Origin of the sequence: Mycobacterium sp. 1245852.3, from assembly GCF_001669335.1 — a bacterium.
In the GTDB taxonomy this organism is placed as follows: domain Bacteria; phylum Actinomycetota; class Actinomycetes; order Mycobacteriales; family Mycobacteriaceae; genus Mycobacterium; species Mycobacterium europaeum_A.
Map to the genome: position 1 here is coordinate 1 of NZ_LZLL01000045.1, position 1,341 is coordinate 1,341.

Genomic DNA, 1,341 nt, shown 5'->3' on the forward strand with positions numbered 1-1,341 from the left:
CCACACCACCACGCGATGAGCCGTCATCTTGTTCCTCCTCAGGTGCGTGCGCGCCGCGCGAACGCGAAAGCCGGGGCGGCCGTTGCCCTTACGTCAACGGCGGGTGGCCGGTGTCACCGAGCATTCGACTTGGAAACTACAACCGCGAATCGACGCGGTCAAGGGTTTAAGAAAGCGGGCACTATCTTAATGAACAAATTTTAGGTTAGTCTGCATCGGTGAGGCCCGACGAGCGTTTGGCATGTCGTCACATGGGCGACGCCTGCTGATGTTCACGCTTCGGTTCGACATGCGCGCCCCGCGTTGGGGCGCACCGGCCGCCGATCTGTACGCCGCGGCCATCGACATGTGCGCATGGTCGGAGACGCGCGGCGCCGTGTTGGCGGTGCTCTCCGAGCACCACGGCACCGACGACGGTCATCTTCCCGTGCCGTTGCTGCTGGCGTCGGCGGTCGCGGCCCGAACACAAACCTTGGCCATCCAGCTGGCCGCGGTGCCGATACCGCTGTGGGATCCCGTCCGGCTCGCCGAGGAAATCGCCGTGTTGGACCTGATCAGCAAGGGGCGGGTGTCCTATGCGTTCGGGGTCGGGCACCGAATCCAGGAGTACGACCACTTCGGCATCGACATGGCCGGCCGCGGCCGGGCAGCGGATGAAATCCTTGCCGTGCTCGGCCCGCTGGTGCGCGGTGAACCGGTCGAATATCGCGGCCGCACGGTCCGCGTCACCCCGGCATGTGGATCGGCCAACGGACCGATGGTGCTCATCGCCGGCGGCAGCAAGGCCGCCGCACGACGCGCCGGTGCCCTCGGACTCGGCTTCATTTCCCAGACCGAGTCGCCCGGCTTGAAAGAGTTCTACGAAGAGCAATGCCGCGCCCACGGGCACGAACCGGGAATCATCCAGTTTCCCGTGCCGGGGCTTCCCACAACGGTTTTCGTTGCCGACGACGTCGATCAGGCCTGGGATGACTTGGGCCCGCACCTGTTGCACGACGCGCTCATGGCGGCGTCCTATCGCCCCGACGACGATTCGGTCGCCAGCATCACCCGCGCCGACAGCGTCGACGCGCTGCGCGAAGACGGCGGCCCGTACCGCATTTTCACCCCCGAGGAGGCGATCGACTACATGCGCGGCGGGCGACTGTTGCCGTTGCATCCGCTGTGTGGCGGCGTCGCACCGGAGGTGGCCTGGCCCTATCTCGAGCGCGCCGCGGCCGCCGCCGCGCGGGCGCACGACCAGTGAGGAGAGCTGCTGATGCGGGTTGTCGTGTGGTCGACGGGGGGAGTCGGGTCGAACGCGATCGATGCCATCCGGCGCCGCCCCGACCTGAAACTGGT

Annotated in this window: 1 protein-coding gene; it reads left to right on the forward strand. The window is 67.0% G+C overall.

What is annotated here, in order from left to right:
* The first annotated feature begins 268 nt into the window (after positions 1-268).
* Positions 269-1,246 (forward strand): LLM class flavin-dependent oxidoreductase, encoded by a 978-nt coding sequence (locus tag A9W96_RS01750; protein ID WP_067137619.1) that lies wholly within the window; start codon positions 269-271, stop codon positions 1,244-1,246.
* The last annotated feature ends 95 nt before the right edge of the window (positions 1,247-1,341 follow it).